At 70.9% G+C, this 15,414-nt stretch carries 16 protein-coding genes, 24 tRNA genes and 1 pseudogene; 7 read left to right on the forward strand and 34 right to left on the reverse strand.

Annotated features, from left to right (window positions below; all coding sequences use genetic code 11):
• Positions 1–87 precede the first annotated feature (87 nt).
• The 28 genes and pseudogenes from AB0J88_RS25010 to AB0J88_RS25145 all read right to left on the reverse strand — a co-directional run bounded on the left by AB0J88_RS25010 (position 88) and on the right by AB0J88_RS25145 (position 6,656).
• Positions 88–159, reverse strand: a tRNA-Ser gene (locus tag AB0J88_RS25010).
• A gap of 147 nt (positions 160–306) precedes the next feature.
• A tRNA-Glu gene (locus AB0J88_RS25015) sits at positions 307–381 on the reverse strand.
• A gap of 4 nt (positions 382–385) precedes the next feature.
• A tRNA-Val gene (locus tag AB0J88_RS25020) sits at positions 386–462 on the reverse strand.
• Between the two features lies 1 nt (position 463).
• Positions 464–542 (reverse strand) — tRNA-Met (locus tag AB0J88_RS25025).
• A 2-nt stretch (positions 543–544) separates the two neighbouring features.
• Positions 545–619: transfer RNA gene (locus AB0J88_RS25030), tRNA-Lys, on the reverse strand.
• A 1-nt stretch (position 620) separates the two neighbouring features.
• Positions 621–711 (reverse strand) — tRNA-Ser (locus tag AB0J88_RS25035).
• 5 nt (positions 712–716) lie between these two features.
• Positions 717–790: transfer RNA gene (locus AB0J88_RS25040), tRNA-Ile, on the reverse strand.
• A 1-nt stretch (position 791) separates the two neighbouring features.
• Positions 792–879 (reverse strand) — tRNA-Ser (locus AB0J88_RS25045).
• A 4-nt stretch (positions 880–883) separates the two neighbouring features.
• Positions 884–955 (reverse strand) — tRNA-Asp (locus AB0J88_RS25050).
• 4 nt (positions 956–959) lie between these two features.
• Positions 960–1,032, reverse strand: a tRNA-Leu gene (locus AB0J88_RS25055).
• 20 nt (positions 1,033–1,052) lie between these two features.
• A tRNA-Arg gene (locus AB0J88_RS25060) sits at positions 1,053–1,124 on the reverse strand.
• Between the two features lie 4 nt (positions 1,125–1,128).
• A tRNA-Tyr gene (locus AB0J88_RS25065) sits at positions 1,129–1,212 on the reverse strand.
• A 1-nt stretch (position 1,213) separates the two neighbouring features.
• Positions 1,214–1,289, reverse strand: a tRNA-His gene (locus AB0J88_RS25070).
• Positions 1,290–1,291: 2 nt separating this feature from the next.
• Positions 1,292–1,363, reverse strand: a tRNA-Val gene (locus AB0J88_RS25075).
• A gap of 6 nt (positions 1,364–1,369) precedes the next feature.
• Positions 1,370–1,442, reverse strand: a tRNA-Asn gene (locus AB0J88_RS25080).
• Between the two features lie 6 nt (positions 1,443–1,448).
• Positions 1,449–1,525 (reverse strand) — tRNA-Pro (locus AB0J88_RS25085).
• 5 nt (positions 1,526–1,530) lie between these two features.
• Positions 1,531–1,602, reverse strand: a tRNA-Arg gene (locus AB0J88_RS25090).
• A gap of 101 nt (positions 1,603–1,703) precedes the next feature.
• Positions 1,704–1,785 (reverse strand) — tRNA-Leu (locus tag AB0J88_RS25095).
• A gap of 75 nt (positions 1,786–1,860) precedes the next feature.
• A pseudogene (locus AB0J88_RS25100) lies at positions 1,861–2,103 on the reverse strand (hypothetical protein); the annotation flags it as partial.
• 139 nt (positions 2,104–2,242) lie between these two features.
• Positions 2,243–2,316: transfer RNA gene (locus AB0J88_RS25105), tRNA-Thr, on the reverse strand.
• Between the two features lie 12 nt (positions 2,317–2,328).
• A tRNA-Leu gene (locus tag AB0J88_RS25110) sits at positions 2,329–2,401 on the reverse strand.
• Between the two features lie 4 nt (positions 2,402–2,405).
• A tRNA-Gln gene (locus AB0J88_RS25115) sits at positions 2,406–2,478 on the reverse strand.
• A 38-nt stretch (positions 2,479–2,516) separates the two neighbouring features.
• Positions 2,517–2,957: an HNH endonuclease gene (locus tag AB0J88_RS25120; protein WP_364352033.1), complete on the reverse strand. Its 441-nt coding sequence runs from the start codon at positions 2,955–2,957 to the stop codon at positions 2,517–2,519.
• A 35-nt stretch (positions 2,958–2,992) separates the two neighbouring features.
• Positions 2,993–3,065: transfer RNA gene (locus AB0J88_RS25125), tRNA-Gly, on the reverse strand.
• 1 nt (position 3,066) lies between these two features.
• Positions 3,067–3,140, reverse strand: a tRNA-Glu gene (locus AB0J88_RS25130).
• 69 nt (positions 3,141–3,209) lie between these two features.
• Positions 3,210–3,282 (reverse strand) — tRNA-Trp (locus AB0J88_RS25135).
• A 277-nt stretch (positions 3,283–3,559) separates the two neighbouring features.
• A complete protein-coding gene (locus tag AB0J88_RS25140) occupies positions 3,560–5,902 on the reverse strand; it encodes an ABC transporter permease (RefSeq protein ID WP_364352030.1) in 2,343 nt (780 codons plus the stop codon).
• Between the two features lie 70 nt (positions 5,903–5,972).
• Complete coding sequence (locus AB0J88_RS25145) at positions 5,973–6,656, reverse strand: ABC transporter ATP-binding protein (protein ID WP_364352027.1); 684 nt, start codon at positions 6,654–6,656, stop codon at positions 5,973–5,975.
• A gap of 146 nt (positions 6,657–6,802) precedes the next feature.
• On the opposite strand from AB0J88_RS25145, the gene AB0J88_RS25150 reads away from it, so the two are divergent.
• Positions 6,803–7,585, forward strand: a complete 783-nt coding sequence (locus AB0J88_RS25150; protein WP_364352102.1) for a histidine kinase — start codon at positions 6,803–6,805, stop codon at positions 7,583–7,585.
• Positions 7,582–8,250, forward strand: a complete 669-nt coding sequence (locus AB0J88_RS25155) for a response regulator transcription factor (protein WP_364352024.1) — start codon at positions 7,582–7,584, stop codon at positions 8,248–8,250. Before AB0J88_RS25150 ends, AB0J88_RS25155 begins: the two co-directional genes overlap by 4 nt.
• On the opposite strand, the gene AB0J88_RS25160 is transcribed toward AB0J88_RS25155, so the two are convergent.
• Both AB0J88_RS25160 and AB0J88_RS25165 read right to left on the reverse strand, forming a co-directional pair.
• Positions 8,247–8,657 (reverse strand): hypothetical protein, encoded by a 411-nt coding sequence (locus AB0J88_RS25160; RefSeq protein WP_364352021.1) that lies wholly within the window; start codon positions 8,655–8,657, stop codon positions 8,247–8,249. The two genes, AB0J88_RS25155 and AB0J88_RS25160, sit on opposite strands and share 4 nt — an antisense overlap.
• Before the next feature lie 70 nt (positions 8,658–8,727).
• Positions 8,728–9,000, reverse strand: coding sequence for a hypothetical protein (locus tag AB0J88_RS25165; protein ID WP_364352018.1), 273 nt, complete (start codon positions 8,998–9,000; stop codon positions 8,728–8,730).
• 394 nt (positions 9,001–9,394) lie between these two features.
• On the opposite strand from AB0J88_RS25165, the gene AB0J88_RS25170 reads away from it, so the two are divergent.
• Positions 9,395–9,577: a DUF397 domain-containing protein gene (locus AB0J88_RS25170; RefSeq protein ID WP_364352015.1), complete on the forward strand. Its 183-nt coding sequence runs from the start codon at positions 9,395–9,397 to the stop codon at positions 9,575–9,577.
• Between the two features lie 57 nt (positions 9,578–9,634).
• Here AB0J88_RS25170 and AB0J88_RS25175 read toward each other — a convergent pair whose 3' ends face one another.
• Together AB0J88_RS25175 and AB0J88_RS25180 are read right to left on the reverse strand one after the other, a co-directional pair.
• On the reverse strand, positions 9,635–10,450 hold the full coding sequence (locus tag AB0J88_RS25175) for an SAM-dependent methyltransferase (RefSeq protein WP_364352012.1): 816 nt from the start codon (positions 10,448–10,450) through the stop codon (positions 9,635–9,637).
• An 83-nt stretch (positions 10,451–10,533) separates the two neighbouring features.
• On the reverse strand, positions 10,534–11,388 hold the full coding sequence (locus AB0J88_RS25180) for a helix-turn-helix transcriptional regulator (RefSeq protein ID WP_364352009.1): 855 nt from the start codon (positions 11,386–11,388) through the stop codon (positions 10,534–10,536).
• A 124-nt stretch (positions 11,389–11,512) separates the two neighbouring features.
• Here AB0J88_RS25180 and AB0J88_RS25185 point away from each other — a divergent pair, with 124 nt between their 5' ends.
• Positions 11,513–11,770 carry a hypothetical protein gene (locus AB0J88_RS25185; protein WP_364352006.1) on the forward strand — a complete coding sequence of 86 codons (258 nt, stop codon included), beginning with the start codon at positions 11,513–11,515 and terminating at the stop codon, positions 11,768–11,770.
• On the opposite strand, the gene AB0J88_RS25190 is transcribed toward AB0J88_RS25185, so the two are convergent.
• Positions 11,752–12,387: an SRPBCC domain-containing protein gene (locus AB0J88_RS25190; protein ID WP_364352003.1), complete on the reverse strand. Its 636-nt coding sequence runs from the start codon at positions 12,385–12,387 to the stop codon at positions 11,752–11,754. The genes AB0J88_RS25185 and AB0J88_RS25190 overlap by 19 nt on opposite strands.
• Before the next feature lie 27 nt (positions 12,388–12,414).
• Positions 12,415–13,302, reverse strand: a complete 888-nt coding sequence (locus AB0J88_RS25195) for a hypothetical protein (RefSeq protein WP_364352001.1) — start codon at positions 13,300–13,302, stop codon at positions 12,415–12,417.
• 74 nt (positions 13,303–13,376) lie between these two features.
• On the opposite strand from AB0J88_RS25195, the gene AB0J88_RS25200 reads away from it, so the two are divergent.
• The 3 genes from AB0J88_RS25200 to AB0J88_RS25210 are packed head-to-tail and all read left to right on the forward strand — an operon-like array spanning position 13,377 to position 15,353.
• Positions 13,377–13,709 carry a TfoX/Sxy family protein gene (locus AB0J88_RS25200; protein WP_364351998.1) on the forward strand — a complete coding sequence of 111 codons (333 nt, stop codon included), beginning with the start codon at positions 13,377–13,379 and terminating at the stop codon, positions 13,707–13,709.
• The gene (locus AB0J88_RS25205) at positions 13,706–14,596 is read left to right on the forward strand and encodes an SDR family oxidoreductase (protein ID WP_364351995.1); all 891 of its coding nucleotides are present in this window, start codon (positions 13,706–13,708) and stop codon (positions 14,594–14,596) included. The genes AB0J88_RS25200 and AB0J88_RS25205 overlap by 4 nt, the downstream gene beginning before the upstream one ends.
• The gene (locus AB0J88_RS25210) at positions 14,589–15,353 is read left to right on the forward strand and encodes a putative protein N(5)-glutamine methyltransferase (protein ID WP_364351992.1); all 765 of its coding nucleotides are present in this window, start codon (positions 14,589–14,591) and stop codon (positions 15,351–15,353) included. The genes AB0J88_RS25205 and AB0J88_RS25210 overlap by 8 nt, the downstream gene beginning before the upstream one ends.
• The last annotated feature ends 61 nt before the right edge of the window (positions 15,354–15,414 follow it).

Consider the following 15,414-nt stretch of genomic DNA (forward strand, 5'->3'; position numbering starts at 1 on the left):
AACCCGCAACCACCCCATTACGAATGGAAGAACTCCGAACCTGCGCACCGGGCACCGCATCTGACGTTGTGCTCCCCGAGATCAAGTTGGCGGCGGCGTTAGCGGGGATCGAACCCGCCGACCTTTACAGGGTCGCGTTACCGAGAAGTAGCCGTCGCCCGCGCACCGGGGAGGTGCGTGTGAGGGCGGGACCGGATGGCCCCACCGTCGCAGGCCCCGGTGTCGAACCGGGCGGACCGCCGTTATGAGCGGCGGCTGGACAGCCAACGTCCTCCTGCGTCATCGTCCACAGTGGATGGCATCGAGCAGCGCGGACGGGATTCGAACCCGCACCTGTCCCGGGTGAAAGCCGGGCGACTCTACCTATTCGTCCACCGCGCCAGGGTGGTGTTCCGGGAGGGTTTCGAACCCCCGACCTCCCGCGCGTCGAGCGGGCGCTCTACCAGGCTGAGCTACCGGAACGTGGTAGCGGGAGCGGGATTCGAACCCGCGATCTCAGGATTATGAGCCCTGCGAGGACGACCGAACTCCTCTATCCCGCAAGTGTTCCGTGAGGGATTCGAACCCCCGACGCGCGGCTTAAGAGGCCGCCGCTCTGACCAGGCTGAGCTAACGGAACGTGGCGGTGAGGAGGAGGGTCGAACTCCTACGGGCGTAAACCCCAACGGTTTTCGGGACCGCGGCCGGCGCCGACTGTCGGCTGGCCTCACCACGCGTGTCGTCGGGTGGGCTCGAACCACCGATCTCTGCGATATCAGCGCAGTGCCTTCACCACCTTGGCCACGACGACGTGGCGGAGAGTGCCGGAGTCGAACCGGCCGACGAGTCACCCCGCCCACGGGTTAGCAACCCGCTTGCCTCACCGATGGCGGACTCTCCGTTGCGCCCCGTACCGGGATCGAACCGGCGGCCTTCCGCTCGACAGGCGGACGCTCTTCCATTGAGCTAACAGGGCAACGTGCCGAGGGCGGGACTCGAACCCGCAACAACGGAATTTTGAGTTCCGCGCCTCTCCCGTTGGGCTACCTCGGCGAAACGACGACAAAAAGACGTGCCCCCGGCTGGATTCGAACCAGCGGCCTCGGCCTTCGGAGAGCCGCGCTCTTCCGCTGAGCTACGAGGGCATCGTGAGAGCGGAGGGATTCGAACCCCCTGAGCCCGAAGGCAACTGGGTTACAGCCAGTCCCACCTCACCGTCGGTGGCGCGCTCCCGTGGGGTGATCGCGGGGAGTCGAACCCTCGCCTTCCGGAGCCACAATCCGGCGTGCACACCCGTACACCACGAACACCGTGCCCGGACCTGGGCTTGAACCAGGGACCCCTGCTGTGTGAAAGCAGTGCTCTCCCGCTGAGCTACCCGGGCGTTGCGCTTCCCCGGCTGGATTCGAACCAGCAGCCTTGCGATTAACAGTCGCCTGCTCCGCCGATTGAGCTACGGGGAAATGATCTGGTCGGGCTGGCCGGATTTGAACCGACGACCCCCGCGTCCCGAACGCGGTGCGCTACCAAACTGCGCCACAGCCCGTTGTGTGCCCCCAGGAGGAATCGAACCTCCACCCCCGGCTTCGTAGACCGGTGCTCTGTCCGTTGAGCTACGGAGGCTCGGTGGGAGGAGAGGGACTCGACCCTGCCATCCCGGTCTGTCAACCGGTGCGCTGACCAGCTGAGCTACGGCACCAAGCGTTGCTTCGCGGTATCTTGCGTGCGCTCGGGGAGAGTCGAACTCCCATGCCCTGAGGCACCGGCGTCTGAGGCCGGCGTGTCTACCATTTCCACCACAAGCGCTTGGCGGGGGCGCCTGCGCGCACCCTTGAATCCCCAGTTCTCCGTGAGCATGTGACAGTTGGCGCACAGCACCCGAAGGTTGGCCAACTCGTTGTTCATGCGGTCCCCGTCCAGATGGTCGACTTGCAGTGGTGCTGGCCGACCACGCCACCTGGTAAGCCCGCACTCCTCGCACCGGGCTTCGCGGAACCCGGCAGCGATAAGTCGGTCACGCAACCCGCTGACGCGGCCTAGAAGCCGCTGCACACCGGCCGCGGTAGTGGACGCCGAAACGGCCTTCGCGAGTTGCTCGTCCGTCCACGTGCGGACCCTCGGCATAAGACAACGATAGTCATCGACCTTGACGCGCGCCCTGTAACACGCGGCGACGTGCGTGGAGTGACGCGGTATCGAACCGCGCACGCGAAGCTTGCAAGGCAACGCTGTGCACCTGCACCCACCCCAAGGAAACACCAAGAGCCGCCGCCCGGGTTCGAACCGGGGACCTCCGCTTTACGAGAGCGGCGCTGCTACCAGCTGAGCTACGGCGGCAAGGAAAGAACGTGCCCTCGGCGCGATTCGAACGCGCAACCTACGGCCCCTCAGACCGTCGCCTCTGCCGTTGGGCTACGAGGGCAGAGCTGGGAGCGGAGGATTCGAACCTCCACGAGCTGGTTCAGAGCCAACCATGCTGCCGGGTTACATCAGCTCCCATGGGTGCGGCCGGCGGTAGGGAGCTCCGCCGGCCGCGGTCAGCGCCGGGTGAGTGACGCCCACGACGGGGTCGTCGGCTCGGACCGCAGGGTCATCCCGGCTTCGGCCGGGGTGCGGTCGCCCTTGCGCTGGTTGCAGCCTTCGCAGGCCGCGATGGTGTTGGACCAGGTGTTCCGGCCGCCGCGCGAGCGGGGCAGGACGTGGTCGACGGTGCTCGCGTGTCCGCCGCAGTAGCCGCAGGCCCGGCCGTCGCGCACCAGGACGCCGGACCGGGACCAGCCCGGCACCGCCGTGTAGCGCCAGCGCGTGACCACATAGCGCACCAGTCGCACGACCGTCGGCACCGGGTAGACGCCGATCAGGCCGTCGGGCCGCGACTCGTGGACCTCGGCGACCTGGCGGACCAGCATCCGCACGGCGTGCCTGAGACTGACCCGGTGGAGCGGGCCGAGGTCGGCGTTGATGACCAGCACGTCCACCGGATCCTCCTTTCAGCGATAGAAACAAAGAAGCGAGCGGATGACCGGGTTCGAACCGGCGACCTGCACCCTGGCAAGGTGCCGCGCTACCAACTGCGCCACATCCGCGTAGGCCGTAGGGGACTCGAACCCCTGATCTTCGCGCTGAGAACGCGACGAGCTGTCCAGCTGCTCCAACGGCCCAAAAAATGCCATCCACTGTGGAATTTTCAAATCACAATCCCAACCGTGCCCATGGGTACGGTAGGAAAGCAGGGGCGACAGGACTCGAACCTGCAACAACCGGATTTGGAGGCCGGTGCGCTACCAGTTGCGCCACGCCCCTATGGATAAAGAAAACGCCGCCCGGTCCCTCGCGGGTGGGCGGCGTCAGCGCTTTGTGAAAACAACGCTACGTCAGCCACCGACCCGCGTAGGTCGCGTGCTCACTGGGCTTCAGGTAAGCGGATAGCCCGGCGTTGGGCATGCCCGCGATGCCGCGCGGCGTAAGCCACTGCGGTCGCGAAACTCGCTGCCTCAACATCTCGGGTTCTCCTTGTTCGTCGTTGTCTGTATCAAAGGTAGAGCGCGTGATCCGTCTTGGGCAACAGAAATAACGAGGATCATTCGTTGTGTAGTACGGAAGCGATGGTGAGCCGGGCCGCACCGCGCGCCGGCACCAGGGCTCCGAGCAGCGCGATCACCACTCCGGCCAGGCCCAGCAGGGCGAGCGTCGGCACCTGCCAAACCTCCAGAACGGCCGGCGGAAGGGAGACCCTGGCGGAGTCCGCGGCCAACGGCACGACGAAACGGTGTGCCAGCACGCCGAGCGGGATGCCGAGCACCCCACCGACGACGCCGACGAGGGCCATGGACGTCAGCACCATCGTGACCACCTGGCGTGGCGTCATCCCGATCGACTTGAGCATGCCCAGGTCACGGCGCCGCTCACGGACGTTGAGCACGACCGTGTTGAAGACGCCGAGCGCCGCGACGGTGGACAGCAGCAGCGACAGCACCGACGAGAAGCTGACCACGGTGACCAGGAAGTCGCTGAGCTGCGCGTTGTTCCACGCGTCGATCGCCGGGTCGGCGGCCAGCACCGCGGCGACGTAGGCGACGACGTCGCCGCCGGGCACGAGCTGCACCTGGTAGTAGACGTCCCACGCCGGGACCACCCGGTCCGGCGCCATGGTGCTGAGCACGGTCCAGTCGACGAACATGGCGGGCGGACCCTGCGGCCCGTCCATCGTCTCGCCGACGACCGTCAGCACCGCCTGCCCGCTGCCGAGCCGCAGCGTGACCCGGTCGCCGATCGCGAGTCCCCGACCGCGCATGACCTCGGTCGGCACGACGGTCTCCGACGGCCCGGTCATCCAGCGGCCGGCGGTGAGCTCCGCCGAGTAGCCCATCGCGGAGTAGTCGCCGCGCACGAAGTTCACGGGCAGCGGCTCGGTCTGCCCGACGGCCGACACGGGCAGGCGGTGGATGGCGGTCACCCGGGCGGCGTCCGGCAACCCGCGGAGCAGCTCTTCGACCTGCTCGTTGGTGCGGGTGGTGGTGGCCGGCGCCCCGGCGGGCAGCGGCGCGTTGTCGGGTGCGACGCGGAACTGACCGTTCGACGGTTGTACGCCGATCTGCCCGGCCGCCGTGTCCTCGATGGTGGAGATCCGCACCAGGGTGTCGGCGAGCCCGGTCGCGAACGTCACCGTGGTCACGCCGAGCAGCACGGCCGCGACGGTGAACGCGGTGCGGCCCGGCCGGGCGAACGGCAGCCCGAGTCCCAGAGACACCGAGCGCGGCAGCCGGACGCCGGCGAGCCGGTGCTGGATCCGGGTGCCCCGGCCATGGCGGGGCGCGCTGCCGGCGCTGATGGCCTCGGCGGCCGACAGGCGGTGGGCACGGACGGCCGGCACGAGCGCGGCGAACACGACCGTGGCGGGCACACCGACGAGCCCGGCGAGCCAGATCCACGGTCCGACACCCACGCCGACGTCGAGCCCGAGGCCTTCGAATCCCTCCGACAGCAGGGGCTGGGCGGCCAGCGAGCCGGCGACGGTGCCGAGGACGCAGCCCACGACGGCCGGCAGCGACACCATCGCCAGGTAGACGGCGACCACCTGGGGTGGCGTGAAGCCGATCGCCTTGAGGATGCCGATGTGGCGGTAGCCGGAGACGACCGCGCCGCTGACCACGTTGCCGACGATCACGACACCGACGACCAGTCCGAGTACGCCGAAGGTGGCGAGGAACGGCACGTACACCCCGACGTCCGCGGAGATCTGCTCCTTGACCACGAGGTAGGTCTGCGAGGCGGTCAGCGGCAGCCCGGCGGTGGCGGCGGCGAGGTCGGCCTCGACGGCCGCCTCGGTCGACACGTCGCCGCTGAACCGGTAGAGCATCTGCGTGGCGGTGGGCCGCAGGGCGGCGACCTGCGCGGGAGTCACCCAGGCGTCGGCCGAGCCGACGAGGCTGTGCGCCAACCCGACGACCGTGAACCGGTGGCCGCCCAGCGTCACCTCGTCGGACCGGGGCGGACCCTGGTCGAGGTCGTGGACCGGCTCGTTGAGCACGATCTCCCCCGGTGCGGACGGCCAGCGCCCGTGCCACAGGTCGAGCTTGTCCACCGGCCCGCCGGGGTCGGCCCGCCCGACGACGGTCAACGGCCCCCGCGGCCCGAACCGGACGCTGTCCGTGGACTCGAGCTCGACCTGACCGAACGGCCCCGCCGCCGCTGCCACGCCGGTTCCTTGCGACGGAGGGTTGACACCCGGATCGAACAGCGCGATGGCGTGCGGACCGGCCTGCCGAGCGAAGGCCCGGTCGAACGGCGCCGACGTAGCCGCCAACAACGCCAACGCGACCACGATCGTCGTGGTGGACAACAACACCACGAGCCCGATGACAAACGTCTGCAACCTGCGCCGACGAACCGCCGCCCGAGCGGCCCGCCATACGGCTGTCATGCCGCCACCTCCCTTCGGTCGGCGGAGCCTGACCGCCCGGCGCTGAGCTGACCGCGCTCGCTTCGCTCGCTCATGCCCGCTCCAACGTGCGCTCGTGGGTGACCCGGCCGTCGGCGAGCTCGACGACCCGGCTCGCGCAGCGGGTGGCGAGCCGTTCGTCGTGCGTGACGATCAGCAGCGTCTGGCCGATCTGGTTGAGGTCGAGCAGCAGGTCCATCACCTGCTCCCCCGCGCGGCTGTCCAAGGCGCCGGTCGGCTCGTCCGCCAGCAGCAGCGCCGGGCGGTTCATCAGCGCCCTGGCCACCGCCACCCGCTGCCGCTCGCCCCCGCTGAGCGCCGCCGGGTAGACGTTGCGCCGGTCCGCGATGCCGAGCTCGTCTAGCAGCTCCAGCGCCCGCTGCCGGGCCGTGCCGACCCGGCTGCCGGTCAGCTGGGCCGCCAGCGCCACGTTGTCGAGGGCCGGCAGGTCGTCGAGCAGGTTGAAGAACTGGAAGATCATGCCGATCCGGTGCCGCCGGAACAGGGCCAGCTTCGTCTCGTTGAGCCGGCCGAGCTCCTCGTCGTGCACGCGGACCGAGCCGGACGTCGGGCGGTCCAGCCCGGCGATCATGTTGAGCATGGTGGACTTGCCGCAACCCGACGGACCCATCACCGCCACGGCCTCGCCGGCCCTGATCTCCAGCGAGACGCCGTCCAGGGCGGTCGTGTCTCCGTACTCTTTGCGGACGTTCTCCAGCCGCACGACAGTGGTCATGGCAGCAAGGTAGCCAGCGCACGGGCGGTGGCACGTCGGCCGCGGGATGCAACCCGGGGACCCCGTCATTCCCGGGATGTAGCCGGCTGGACCTCGCGGATGACGCCACCGCGCGCGCCGTCTGCCATGGTGGACCCGTGGGCTGGCTGGTCGCTGCGCTCGCGGGCGGGATCGCCGCGGGGCTGGGTGTGGCGTTTCTGCGTGCCCGCCGCCGGCACCGCCAGGCCCTGGAGGAACGTGGCTGGCTGCTCGAACGCGAACGGGAGAGCGCGGGCCGGGCCGCCGTCGAGGAGGAGCGGGCCAGGATCGCGCGGGAGCTGCACGACATCGTGAGCCACAACGTCAGCCTGATGATCGTGCAGGCGACCGCCGCCCGCGAGGTGCTGACCACGCTGCCCGCCGACGCCGAAGCGGCACTGGCCGCGGTCGAGACAGCCGGCCGCACCACGATGACCGAGCTGCGGCACCTGCTCGGCTTGCTCGCCCCGGCCGCGGACGGCGTCGAGGAGGAGGACGCGCCGCAGCCCAGCCTGAGCCGGCTCAGCCCGCTGGTCGACCGGATCGCGTTCGCCGGCCTGCCGGTGGAGGTGCGGATCGCCGGCGAGCCGAGACCGCTGCCGTCCGGTGTGGACGTCACCGCGTACCGGATCGTGCAGGAGGCCCTGACCAACGCGCTCAAGCACGGCACGGGCGGCAGGGCCGAGGTGACGGTCCGGTACGCCGAGCGTTCGCTGCGCGTCGAGGTGCTGACGAGCGGCCCGAGCGTGCTCACCGGCGACCCTCCCGCGCTGCCGGACCCGAACGGCGCCGGGCGCGGGCTGCTGGGCCTCAAACAGCGGGTCGCGGTGTACGGAGGCGACCTCGACGCGCGACGACGGCTCGGCGGCGGCTACCGGGTCCGGGCGCGCATCCCGGTGGAGTACCCGTGACCGCGCCCCGGGTGGTGATCGCCGACGACCAGGAGCTGATCCGGACCGGCTTCCGGCTGATCCTGACCGCCCGCGGCATCGACGTGGTCGGTGAGGCCGGCGACGGCGCCGAGGCGGTGGCCGAAACGCGGCGGCTGCGGCCGGACGTGGTGCTGATGGACATCCGCATGCCGACGATGAACGGGCTCGACGCGACCCGGCGCATCCTGGACGAGGGCGCGGCGTGCCGCGTGCTGATGCTGACCACGTTCGACCTCGACCGGTACGTCTACGCCGCCCTGTCGATCGGCGCGAGCGGCTTCCTGCTCAAGGACGTCACCGCCGACCACCTGGCCGCCGCGGTGCGGCTGGTCGACACAGGCGACGCCCTGCTCGCGCCGTCGATCACCCGACGGCTGGTGCAGCGGTTCGCGGTCGAGGACCGGCAGGGCGGGCAGCCGCGGGTGCACCAGGACCTGTCGGCGCTGACACCGCGCGAGCGCGAGGTGCTCGCCCTGCTCGGCCGCGGCCTGTCCAACACGGAGCTGGCCAAGGCGCTGACCCTGAGCGAGGCGACGGTGAAGACGCACGTGGCGCGCATCTTCGCGAAGCTGACGCTGCGCGACCGCGCACAGGCGGTGGTCCTGGCCTACGAGACCGGCCTGGTCACGCCGGGCGAGGACTAGAGGAACGCCAGGCGTACGCGGTGGAGCCAGGCCTCGACCGGCGCCACGTTGGGTGTCTCGGGCAGTGGCGTGGTGGCGGCGGCGAAGCCGGCCTCGTGCTCGGCCAGCATCGCGCGGGCGGCGCCGAGGTCGCCGGCCGCGACCCGCTCGCCGAAGTCGAGGAACGCCTGGGGGTCGTCGAGCTCGACCCGGATCTCGCCGGTCCGGTACGCGTGCAGGCCCTGGTGGCACAGCCGCATCAGGTGCCGGGCGTGCTTGGCGACCCGGGGGTCGTAGTCGCCGCCACGGTTGGCCAGGAGCCGGAACTGCTTCGTCGCGTAGCCAAGGTACGCGTCCCGCACCCGGCGGGCGGACAGGAAACCGGCGCGCAGGGCGATCAGCTCGGCGCCCATGAGCAGGACGGACAATGATTTTTCCCCGGATGATGCAACCAGAACGCGGCCCAGCGCATCTATTCCAATGTGGACGAAAGCGTGGTCAGCGCAGCGCGGAGAGCGGCGCGTTGTCGAGGAACGGGTCCTCGTCCATGCGCGCGGCCAGCGAGTGGCTCGTCACGGTGTCGACGCTGGTGCCCCGCCCCTGCGCCGGCCGGTAACGCACGGTCGCCGCGTGCGGCGACGAGTGCAGCACGATCCCGGGGCGCCAACTGCCCAATGTGTGCACCCAGACCCACGAGCCCGGCTGGAAACCATCGCTGGGAACGGTCGGGGCTTCCATGCGGAGGTTGGGGTCGAGCAGCGGCGCAGCCATGTGGATCATCTCCGTCGCGATGTCGGTGCTGGGGGGCGCGAGGGGTGGTGCACATGAGCATCGCAGCCGGCTCATCAGCGTGCAAGATTTCACGGCGATCTTTAACATCCTGAGGACATCCATCGCAGCGGCTTTCAGTTACGCTATGTACGCCACGGTTTCATGGTGAAAGAAGCAAGCCGTGAGCAGTAAGCCCAATATCGGTCACTACCAGGAGCAAGTGCGGTGCGGGAAGCGCGAAAGGGGCACGCGGTGCCGATCTTCGACTACCGAGAGCAACTTCTGGGTCCGTGCCGAGTGGATGTCCGGTTCGCCGGAAACCGTGGCGGGCGCCAGTTTCCACGTCAAATGACCAGAAGGGACTAACCCCATGCCGGACAGCACGGGATGGATCATGTCCAGCCGATCCACAGGCAACGGTGGCAGCTGCGTCGAGGCGCGCCGCCACGACGGCTGGATCGAGGTGCGCAACAGCAAGAACCGGTCGGGTGGCCTGGTGCGTTTCACCACCGAGGAGTGGGACTCGTTCCTCTTCGGAGCCAGGCGCGGCGAGTTCGACCAGCTGCTGACGGACTGAGCCGGAAACAACAGAGCGCCGGGCCGGTCAGACCGGCCCGGCGCACGTGACGTCGGATCAGCGCAGGATGCCCACGGCGCACACGCCGCCGCTCTCGGTGGGACGGTCGGTGAAGTCCTGCGGGTCGTCGGCCGCGGGGCGCCACTCGGGCAGCCACACGACGCCGGGCTCGACCAGCTCGAGCCCCTCGAAGTAGGTCGCGACCTGAGCCTTGGACCGCAGCACGAACGGCGTCGCCGTGTCGCGCTTGTAGACGGCCTGGGCGCTGTCGAGGTCGGTCAGGTCCCGCTGCATGCCCTCGGCGGAGCCGTGCGAGATGACCAGGTAGCTGCCCTGCGGCAGCGGCGCGAGCAGCTCGCGCACGGACGAGCTGGCCACGTCGTCGTCGGAGACGAAGTGCAGCACGGCCACCATCAGCAGGCCGACCGGCTGGTCGAAGTCGATGATCTTGCGGACCTGCGGGTTGTCCAGGATGGACTGCGGGTCGCGCAGGTCCGCCCGGATCGCGGTCGCGTTGTCGTTGCCGGCCAGCAGGTCGAGGCTCTCGGACACGGCCACCGGGTCGATGTCGACGTAGACGACCCGCGCCTCGGGGACGATCTCCTGGGCGATCTCGTGCACGTTGCCCTCGGTCGGGATGCCGGAGCCGACGTCGAGGAACTGCGTGATGCCCTGGCTCGCCAGGTGCCGCACCGCACGCCGGAGGAAGGCCCGGTTGTTGCGGGCGAGCAGCGGCACGAACGGGAACATCTTGGTGATCGCCATGGCCGCTTCGCGGTCGGCCGTGAAGTTGTGCGTGCCGCCTAGATGGAAGTCGTAGATCCGAGCCGCGGTCGCGGGCTTGGAATTGCCATCGTTCGCAACACCGGCCACGAATCCCTCCCCAGGGTTCAAGGTCGACAAGCCGACGCGTCCACTATGCACGAGGGCGCGGGCCAAGGTCACCCCGGGACGGCTCAGAAGTTCTCGAGCGGGACCGACGCGCGGCAGACCAGGTCGAAGACCCTGCGGTATTCGGCGACCTCGTGCTCTTCCTCGAGATAGAGGGCGCCGACGTGGGACTCGAGGTAGACGACGTCAGGGTCGTCAGGGTCGTCGAAGTCGAGGATGCGGAACGCGCCGGCCATCGCCGCGTGCGCGCCGACCGTGAACGGCAGCACCCGGATCTCGACGTTGTCACGCTTGGCGGTGCGCCGCAGGTGCTCGATCTGGCCGTCGAGCACGGTCCTGCCGCCGACCGGGCGGGTCAGCGCGCCCTCGCCGAGCACGGTGACCAGCTGGGGCGCGCGGGCCAGCAACGCGCGCTGCCGCTGCATCCGCAGCTTCACGTGGCGGTGCACGGCCTCGTCGTCGCGAGGCTGCTCGGCGCCGAAGACGGCCAGCGCGTATTGCTCCGTTTGCAGCTCGCCCGGGATGATCTCGCCGTCGTAGGTGCAGATCTTCGAGGCGCTGGCCTCCAGGCCGACGTAGAGCTTGAACCAGTCCGGGATGACCGGGCTGCCGTCCCACCACTCCTCGCGCGACGTGCCGAGGGCGAGCTCCGCGAGCGCGTCGGTGACGCTCTGGTCGGCGCCGTAGAGCCAGCACAACGCCCGCACGTTGGCACCGGTGACCGGGACCTTGCCGGTCTCGATGCGGTGCAGCGTCGGCTCCGAGATGCCGAGTTTCGCCTCGGCTACCTCACGGCGCGACTTGCCGTTGGCGACTCGCAGTTTGGTCAAGCGTCGCCCCAAGGCACGCCGAACCACCCGCTGGCCAGTGACCGGCACTTCCCGACCTCCCGTGCGCTGCGCCCCCGCGACGCCTCTCATGTCAACGCCGACACCTTACCGGCCGTACCAGTCCAGTTACACCACCCGAAGGATCAAATCCATGAGATCGATCCGGAGCGCCACAGGTACACCGCGCGCCACCCTATCGGGGGATACTGCGGTCATGCCGCTCCCTACCGGCTATGCCGACCTGGTCCAGCACGCATCCGCCGAAGCGCGAGCCGGTGCCACCGAAACGGTGGTGCTGCGCCAGCTGCGCGACGGCGGGCTGCAGCTGCTGCCTTCAGCCCGCGCGCTCTGCGACATCTACGACATCGACCTCGGCGAGGCGCAACGCCGCATCGACGCCAGCGGGGTCTGGTCGGACGTGCGCGACGACCGCCCACCGTTCGGGATAGTCGCTCAATCCGACGCGGCGTAAAAGGCGATGGTGTTGGCGACCGCGGCCGTCACGGCCTCCGGCGGAGCGCCGTCGGCGAGCTGAGCCGCGCCCCAGCTCTCGGCGCTGGCCACCATGAACGCCTGCGCCTCTGGTGACTCCTCCCAGCCCTCGGCGTCGTCGAGGCCGCCACCGGCGAGGTGCAGGCCGAGCCCGAGGAACGCGAGGTCCCAGCCGACCCCGGTGGCGCCTGGGCCGTACTGCTCCCACAGGGCGGGGTCGACCACCGCGACGTGGCGCAACAACAGCTCCGTGCCGCCGTCGGGCTCCGGCGAGAGCGTCAGGTGCACCTCGCTGCCGGTGGTCGTGGCGATGTCGGCACCGAAGATCCAGGTGACCACCAGCTCGGTCGGCCGCTCGCAGCGCAGGATCCGGCCGCCGGCGTTGCCCTCCATCTGGAACAGGCCGCCCTCCCGCAGGTCGCCGGTGACCGGCAGGAACCAGCGGGCGAGGCGGTCAGGGTTCGTCAGGGCGTCCCAGACGTCGTCGGCCGGCACCGGAAGGCTGCGCCGCAGGACCACCGAACGGGCCGGGCCCTCGGGCAGGTTCTGCCGGCCCACCTCGCGGGTGGCGGCCTTGATCGCGTCCAGAAAGTCCATGTTCGACACTTTATCTTGGCGTACGCGTCACCCTTGCTTCGCCAGGTCGGCGCAGCCGCTCTCGTCGGGCAGCACCGGGCGGAGCAGCAGCGACCACTGCTCGCCGCCGGAGGCCCACGGTGTCGCGGCGTTGGCCTTGGCCGCAGCGGTGAGCACCGCCTGGGCCTGGTCGCCGGTCGCGGTTACACAGCCCACCTCGAGGTTCGGGTTGACCTTGTCACCGGGCAGCGCCGGCCCGGGCCAGTCGACCGGCGCCGGCGGCTCGAGCTCGAGCGGCTGCTCCGGCTTGACGTAGGGCGTGGCGATGGCCGCGATCGCCTTGGCCTGGTAGCCGCCCTCCTCGCGCACCGCGCCGGTGCCGAGCGTCGCCGGCAGGTCCTGCAGCGCGGCCAGCAGGTCGGCCAGCTTCTTGCGGGCCGCCGTCTGCGACGCGTTCAGCATGCCGCCCGCGTCGGCCATCCCCAGCGCGTACGCGTCGGTCTGCTTGATGCCGTTCTCGGTGTTCACCACGAACCGGGTCGTGGACGCGTCAGCGACGCCGGGCTGGCCCAGGTCGGCGCCCGAGCCCACGCCCGCCGCGACCGCCCGCTCGACCAGCGCGTCGACGTCGGCCTCGGAGATCCGGGCCTGCTGGAGGTTGGGCAGCGCCGGACCCGGGTAGATCGCCGCCACCGGACCCTCGGTGATCACGCGGCCGTCGCCGTAGATCGACACCGCCGGCACGCGCCCCGGAATCGACTGCGGCGTCACGAAACCGCCGGTGTAGGTGACCCGCAGCGCCACCTCGTCGGCACCCAACGACGCGGCGGCCGGTCGGGCCGGTGGTGCGGCGTCAGCGGCGGGTTGTGCCCCGCAGGCGGTGACCAGCGCGAGCAGCGGAACGGCGGCCACAGCCGCCCACGTCGAACGTCCCATACCTCCTCTGACGATCCGGAGGCCGGTTGCGTTCCGGGCGAAAGTCGCTTCGTTCCCGTGGCACCATCGGGGGCATGGTGCGTGATGAAGGCCTGGTCACCCAGGTCCGGGAGCTGGTCGCCGGCGACCCGGGGGTCGACGAGCGCCGGATGTTCGGCAGCCTCGTCTTCATGGTCGACGGGAACATGGCCTGCGGCGTACGCGACGGCGGCCTGCTGGTCCGGGTCGGCAAGGAGGCCACCGAGGCGGCCCTGGCCGAGCCGCACGTCACGCCGTTCGAGATGGGCGGCGGCCGGCGTCCCGCCGGTTGGGTGGTGGTCGGCCCCGCCGGCGTCGCCAACGAGGCGGCGCTGCGCGGCTGGGTCGAGCGGGGCGTCGCGTACGCGCGCACCCTGCCCGCCAAATGAGCACGACCCCGGCCCGCGAGGCCGGCCGCAGCCAGGCACCCGGCCCGGGCGTGCTGGCCGTGACCGGCTCGACCGGTGAGCTCGGCTCCCGCGTCGCCCGCCGGCTCGCCGACGCCGGTCGGCCGCAGCGGCTCGTGGTCCGCGACCCCGAGCGCGCGCCGACGCTGCCCGGTGCGACCGTCGCCGTGGCCGACTACGGCGACGCCGCGGCCGCCGAGGCCGCACTGTCCGGCGTGGACACCCTGTTCATGGTGTCCGCCGCGGAGACCGCCGATCGGGTCACCCACCACCTCACGTTCATCGACGCGGCGATCGCGGCCGGCGTGCGGCACCTGGTCTACACCTCGTTCCTGGGCGCCGCGCCGGACTCGACCTTCACCCTCGGCCGGCACCACTACGCCACCGAGCAGCACATCCACGCGAGCGGCATCTCGCACACGATCCTGCGCGACAACCTCTACCTCGACTTCCTGCCGAACCTCGCGGTCGACGGGGTGATCCGCGGCCCGGCCGGCGAGGGCCGGGTGGCCGGCGTCGCCCGGGACGACGTCGCCGACGTGGCGGTCGCGGTGCTGGGCGAGCCGGGTCGGCACGCCGGCCAGGCGTACGCGCTGACCGGGCCGTTGGCGATCACGATGGAGGAGGCCGCGGCCACGATGACGGCGGTTCTCAACCGTCCCTACTCGTACGCGGAGGAGACGGTCGAGGAGGCGTACGCGTCGCGGGCCAGGTACGGCGCCCCGGCCTGGCAGGTGGACGGCTGGGTCAGCACGTACACCGCGATCGCCAACGGCGACCTGGCCGAGGTGACCGACGACGTCGAGCGGATCGCCGGCCATCCGCCGATCGACTTCGCCGAGGTGCTCCGCCGGGCCGCCCGTGCCTGAACGGGAGATCGTGGCCCGCCTACGGGCCGCCGGGTGTGTGTTCGCCGAAGAAGAGGCGCGGCTGTTGGTCGACTCCGCGTCGGACGAGGACCGGCTGGCCGAGATGGTCGCCGAGCGGGTCCGCGGCGTGCCGCTGGAGCACGTGGTCGGCTGGGCCGAGTTCTGCGGGCTGCGGGTCGCGGTCGGCCCCGGGGTCTTCGTGCCGCGCCACCGCACCGAGCTGCTGGTCCGGCTCGCCGCCGCCGCGGTCGACGGCGGGCGGGTGCTGGTCGACCTGGCCTGCGGCTCGGGCGCGATCGCCGCCGCGGTGGCCGACCGGGTCCCTGGGCTCGCCGTGTACGCGGCCGACATCGAGCCCGCCGCCGTCGACGTCGCCCGGCGGAACCTGGCGCCGATCGGCGGCCACGTCTACGTCGGTGACCTGTTCGGCCCGTTGCCGGCGACCCTGCGCGGGCGGGTGGACGTGCTCGTGGCGAACGTCCCGTACGTGCCCAGCGGCGCCGTCGGCCTGTTGCCGCCGGAAGCCCGCGAGCACGAGCCGCTGCGCGCCCTGGACGGCGGCGCGGACGGGCTCGACGTGCTGCGCCGGGTGGCCGCCGGCGCACCGGGCTGGCTGCGGCCGGGCGGCACCCTGCTCAGCGAGATCGGCGTCGACCAGATCGACCCCGCCAAGACGGCCCTGACCTCGGCCGGGCTGGCCCCGGAGGTGGTCTCGGACGACGACCTGGACGCCACGGTGATCATCGGCCGGCGGTGAACGCCACCACAGCGTGGGAAACCTGATCAGCGAACGCGCCCGGGCTCGGTAGATTCGCGGG

The sequence above is a fragment of the Asanoa sp. NPDC049475 genome (assembly GCF_040676915.1).
GTDB lineage: Bacteria > Actinomycetota > Actinomycetes > Mycobacteriales > Micromonosporaceae > Asanoa.

Bases quoted from the DNA above. Each gene is read 5' to 3' on its own strand.
- AB0J88_RS25190 (WP_364352003.1), bottom strand. From the start codon at position 12,387: ATGGACTTTCTGGACGCGATCAAGGCCGCCACCCGCGAGGTGGGCCGG.
- AB0J88_RS25170 (WP_364352015.1), top strand. From the start codon at position 9,395: ATGTCCAGCCGATCCACAGGCAACGGTGGCAGCTGCGTCGAGGCGCGC.
- AB0J88_RS25200 (WP_364351998.1), top strand. From the start codon at position 13,377: ATGGTGCGTGATGAAGGCCTGGTCACCCAGGTCCGGGAGCTGGTCGCC.
- AB0J88_RS25195 (WP_364352001.1), bottom strand. From the start codon at position 13,302: ATGGGACGTTCGACGTGGGCGGCTGTGGCCGCCGTTCCGCTGCTCGCG.
- AB0J88_RS25165 (WP_364352018.1), bottom strand. From the start codon at position 9,000: ATGGCTGCGCCGCTGCTCGACCCCAACCTCCGCATGGAAGCCCCGACC.
- AB0J88_RS25145 (WP_364352027.1), bottom strand. From the start codon at position 6,656: ATGACCACTGTCGTGCGGCTGGAGAACGTCCGCAAAGAGTACGGAGAC.
- AB0J88_RS25180 (WP_364352009.1), bottom strand. From the start codon at position 11,388: ATGAGAGGCGTCGCGGGGGCGCAGCGCACGGGAGGTCGGGAAGTGCCG.
- AB0J88_RS25140 (WP_364352030.1), bottom strand. From the start codon at position 5,902: ATGACAGCCGTATGGCGGGCCGCTCGGGCGGCGGTTCGTCGGCGCAGG.
- AB0J88_RS25185 (WP_364352006.1), top strand. From the start codon at position 11,513: ATGCCGCTCCCTACCGGCTATGCCGACCTGGTCCAGCACGCATCCGCC.
- AB0J88_RS25205 (WP_364351995.1), top strand. From the start codon at position 13,706: ATGAGCACGACCCCGGCCCGCGAGGCCGGCCGCAGCCAGGCACCCGGC.